Below are 3,842 nucleotides of genomic sequence, written 5' to 3'. Positions count from 1 at the left end.
TCCGCATCGACACCGGCGTCTATGAAGGCGGCGAGGTCAGCCAGTTCTACGATCCCATGATCGCCAAGCTGATCGTCCATGCCGATACGCGCGAGGAGGCCGCCGGTCGCCTGGCCGTCGCCGCGTCGGAGGTCGAGGTCTGGCCAGTGAAAACCAATGCCGCCTTCGTCATGAAGTGCCTGGACCATCCCCGCTTCTTGTCGGGCGACGTGGATACCGGCTTCATTGCGGCGGAAGAGGACTTGTTGATCGCGTCCGGACCAGCAGAGCCCGTGATTGAGGATGCCAGCGACCTGCTGTGGCGGTCTAGAACCGTCAATCCTGAGGATGTTTGGGATTCTGACTACGGTACGTCCGGATTTCGTCTGAACGCGCACCCAAAGCTGGGACATACCTTCTTCATTGATGGTGCGAAGTTTCAGGGGCAAGACAGAAGCGGCCAAGCTGTAGTTGGCTACGGACCCGAGATCGACGGCGGGTTTGTCGTCTTCTATCAGGGCGAAGCTTATCAGGTTTCACGCCATGCTCCTCGCGGTGGTACCGGGGCGGGCACCGCCTCCGACGGCTCCCTCCGCGCCCCCATGCCCGGCAAGATCGTCGCCACCCCCGCCAAGGCGGGGGACACCGTCACCAAGGGCCAGCCGGTGATCGTGCTGGAGGCCATGAAGATGGAGCATGCGCTTGTCGCGCCGTTCGACGGCGTCGTCGGGGCCATCAACGCCAACGTGGGTGATCAGGTGGCAGCAGACGTCGTGCTGGCTACGGTCGAGGCGTCGGCCGGGTGAGCCAACCCACCCTGCACATGATCAAGCTCTGCGTCGGCGTGGCAAAAGTCGAGACGCTGGAGCGCCGTGTCGCCAAGGGCGACTGGCTGACCGTCCACACCCGCATGACGCCGAAGCGCGCGCAGGAACTGGAGGACGGCGGCTGCCTGTACTGGGTCATGAAGGGCTCGGTCACCTGTCGCATGCCCATCGCGGACATCACCACCAAGGGCGAGGGCAAGACCAGCATGTGCCACATCCGCCTGCACCCTGAAGTCATCCGCACCGCCCCCCAGGCCCGACGCCCCTTCCAGGGCTGGCGCTATCTGGAGCCCAAGGACGCCCCGCCCGACCTGTCCACCATGGACGCCGGTGACCTGCCCGACGACCTGGCCAAGAAGCTGAGGGAGATGGGGGCGTGGTAGTTGGGGACGAGGGATGAGGGATGAGGGATTAGGGAATGATCAGAGACTCACGCGATCATGTGGTGCGATGCCGATCTTCCCTCGTCCCTAATCCCTAATCCCTAATCCCTCGAACCTTTTCCATGCCCTCTCCCCGCTCCGACCGGCTTGAAGACGCCCTGCACCGCATCTTCGAGGGCGGGAAGAATACCCGCGCCAGCTGGTTTGCCCTGACCGGCGGGGAGATCCTGTTTGCAGAGAGCACCCCCGCCGACACCCTGTACCTGCTGCGTAGCGGGCGTCTGGGCGTCTTCCGCCGCGATGCGCATCACGACCGCCCACCCGAGTTCGTCGGCGTCATCCGCCCCGGCGAGCCTGCGGGCGAGATGGCCATGATGGCCGGCACGGAACACACCGCCGACGTCGTCGCCCTGCGCGACTGCGAAGTACTGGCCTTGCCACGCGACGCCTTCTTCGAAGCGGCGCGCAAGGAGCCCGACCTGATGGTCGAACTGTCGCGCCTGATGATCCAGCGGGCACGCGACCAACGCTCCGGCGGCGGCGAACCCAGCGTCTTCGGCTTCGTCTCCGCCCGCCCCCGGCCCATCCGCGCCTTCGTCGAGCGCATCGCCGCCGCCATCCAGGCTGCCGGCTTCACCTGCCAGGTCATCGACCATTCCGCCCTGACGTCTGCCGCCGACTGGTTCAGCCGCGTCGAGGATACCCACGACTACGTCCTGTATGTCGCCGAGCTGGACGAGCCCGCCTGGGCCTCATTGTGTGCGCGTCAGGTGGATCGGGTCTTCGTGGTCGGCAACGGCCTGCTGGCCCCGCCCAACCGTCCGATGCCGCATTCCGGGGTGCTGGACGCCCAGCGGCGGACCGACCTGATCCTGATGCGCGACCCCCGCATGCAGCGCCCCGCCAATACCGCCGCCTGGCTCGACGCCATCCAGCCAGGACGCTGGTTCCAGGCGGTGGAGGGGGCCGCTGACGATGCCGAGCGCATGGCCCGCGTCCTGACCGGCAGCGCGGTAGGCGTGGTCTTCTCCGGCGGCGGGGCCCGCGCCTATGCCCATATCGGTGCGCTGCGGGCGCTGCATGAGGCCAGGGTGCCGATCGACTTCGTCGGCGGCGCGTCCATGGGGGCGGTGATCGCGGCCGGGCCGGCCCTGGGCTGGCCGCAGGACGAGCTGGAGGCCCGCATTCGCCGGGCCTTTGTGGCCAAGAACCCCCTGTCCGACATCACCTTCCCCATGCTGGCCATGACGCGAGCGGCCAAGGTCGATCAGCTGCTGATCGACGCCTATGGCGACATGGATTTGGCCGATACGGTGCGGCCCTTCTTCGCCGTCTCCACCAATCTGACCAGCGGCAAGATCGAGGTGCATCGGCGCGGCATGATGCGCCGGGCCATGCGCGCCTCCATCGCCATTCCCGGCCTGCTGCCACCCATCGTCATCGACGGTCAGGTGCTGGTGGACGGAGCCGTGCTGAACAACCTGCCTACCGCCGTCATGCGCCAGATGAATGGTGGCCCGGTAATCGGCGTGGACATGTCCCAGGCGCGCGGCGTGGACCCTCAGGTGATCCTTCATCCGCCCTCGGTCTGGCGGTTCCTGGCGACCGGGGCTTGGCGTCGCGGCCCGCCCATCGTCTCCATCCTGATGCGCTCGGCGACCCTGACGACGGATGCCGAGATCGAGGTTTCGCGTGCGGCGACCGACATCCTCGTGCAGCCGAAGCCCGAGGGGACAGAAATTCGCGACTGGAAGAGCTACGAGCCGACGGTTCTCGTGGGCTATCAGGCCACGCGCGAAGCCTTGGCAAAGGTCGAAGGGCCGGTCACCGCGATGCGACGGCGCAAGGCAGACGTCTCTACGACGACCTGAACGCCTTCGCTTCAGCGACGCAGGCGGGGCACCATTATCATGGGCGAGAGCCTGTCCTCGGAGCCTTGCTCGAACGAGGGATGGTACCGCCTCTCAGGCTTGAACTGAGGACCTCCGGTTCCACAAACCGGCGCTCTAACCAACTGAGCTAAGGCGGCGCATCGACGCGAGGAAGGGTGTCTAGCGGCACCGAACGACGCGATCAAGCGGCGACGATCAAACAGCGCCTCTCACACAAAGAAAAACCCCGGAGCCGTTGGCTCCGGGGTCTTCCGATAGTCTGACGTCTGCCTCAGTCGCCCAGTTGGAACCGGACGGTGTAGCGGACGGTCGCACCTTGAGCGGCACCATCGACGGTACGGGGCGAAACCCGCGAACGACGAGCGGCGGCCAACGCAGCCTGGCCGAAGCCGGCACCGCTGGGCGTCTCCGAGGCAATCTGGCAGTTTGCCAGAGAGCCGTTGGGCTGCACGGTGCAGCTGACCACCACGCTGCCGCTTTCGATACCGCGGCTCTGGGCCCGTTCCGGGAACTCAGGCGCAGCCTGGCGGGCCCAGGTCGGGTTGGTGATCACCGAAGGACGCGGCGGAGCAGGTACAGGAGCCGGTTCCGGCGGCGTGCGGGTGATGACCGCAGGACCCGCAACCTCGATCCGATCTTCCTTCTTCGTCGTCTCGATGTTCACAGCCGGGGGCGGCGGTGGCGCATTCGGAACGATGACCGGCGGACGGATCTGCAGCTTGGGCGGCGGAGGCGTGTCCGGCGGAGGCGGAGGCGGAGGT

Annotated in this window: 4 protein-coding genes and 1 tRNA gene; 3 read left to right on the top strand and 2 right to left on the bottom strand. The window is 66.7% G+C overall.

What is annotated here, in order from left to right:
• From JHC81_RS14030 to JHC81_RS14020, 3 genes are all read left to right on the top strand, one after another.
• The coding region (locus JHC81_RS14030) for a biotin/lipoyl-containing protein (protein WP_292175705.1) at positions 1 to 785 on the top strand (785 nt) is incomplete at its 5' end.
• A gap of 17 nt (positions 786 to 802) precedes the next feature.
• A complete protein-coding gene (locus JHC81_RS14025; protein WP_292175707.1) occupies positions 803 to 1,189 on the top strand; it encodes a DUF1489 domain-containing protein in 387 nt (128 codons plus the stop codon).
• 122 nt (positions 1,190 to 1,311) lie between these two features.
• The gene (locus JHC81_RS14020; RefSeq protein WP_292175703.1) at positions 1,312 to 3,060 is read left to right on the top strand and encodes a patatin-like phospholipase family protein; all 1,749 of its coding nucleotides are present in this window, start codon (positions 1,312 to 1,314) and stop codon (positions 3,058 to 3,060) included.
• Positions 3,061 to 3,141: 81 nt separating this feature from the next.
• On the opposite strand, the gene JHC81_RS14015 is transcribed toward JHC81_RS14020, so the two are convergent.
• Both JHC81_RS14015 and JHC81_RS14010 read right to left on the bottom strand, forming a co-directional pair.
• A tRNA-His gene (locus JHC81_RS14015) sits at positions 3,142 to 3,218 on the bottom strand.
• A 134-nt stretch (positions 3,219 to 3,352) separates the two neighbouring features.
• The coding region (locus JHC81_RS14010; RefSeq protein WP_292175701.1) for a TonB family protein at positions 3,353 to 3,842 on the bottom strand (490 nt) is incomplete at its 5' end.

Source organism: Brevundimonas sp., from assembly GCF_016463295.1.
Lineage (GTDB): Bacteria > Pseudomonadota > Alphaproteobacteria > Caulobacterales > Caulobacteraceae > Brevundimonas.
This window is presented reverse-complemented; position numbering and strand designations above follow the sequence as displayed.

What these genes read in the sequence shown, in the direction of transcription:
- JHC81_RS14025 (WP_292175707.1), top strand. Translation starts at nt 803, where the DNA reads ATGATCAAGCTCTGCGTCGGCGTGGCAAAAGTCGAGACGCTGGAGCGC.
- JHC81_RS14020 (WP_292175703.1), top strand. Translation starts at nt 1,312, where the DNA reads ATGCCCTCTCCCCGCTCCGACCGGCTTGAAGACGCCCTGCACCGCATC.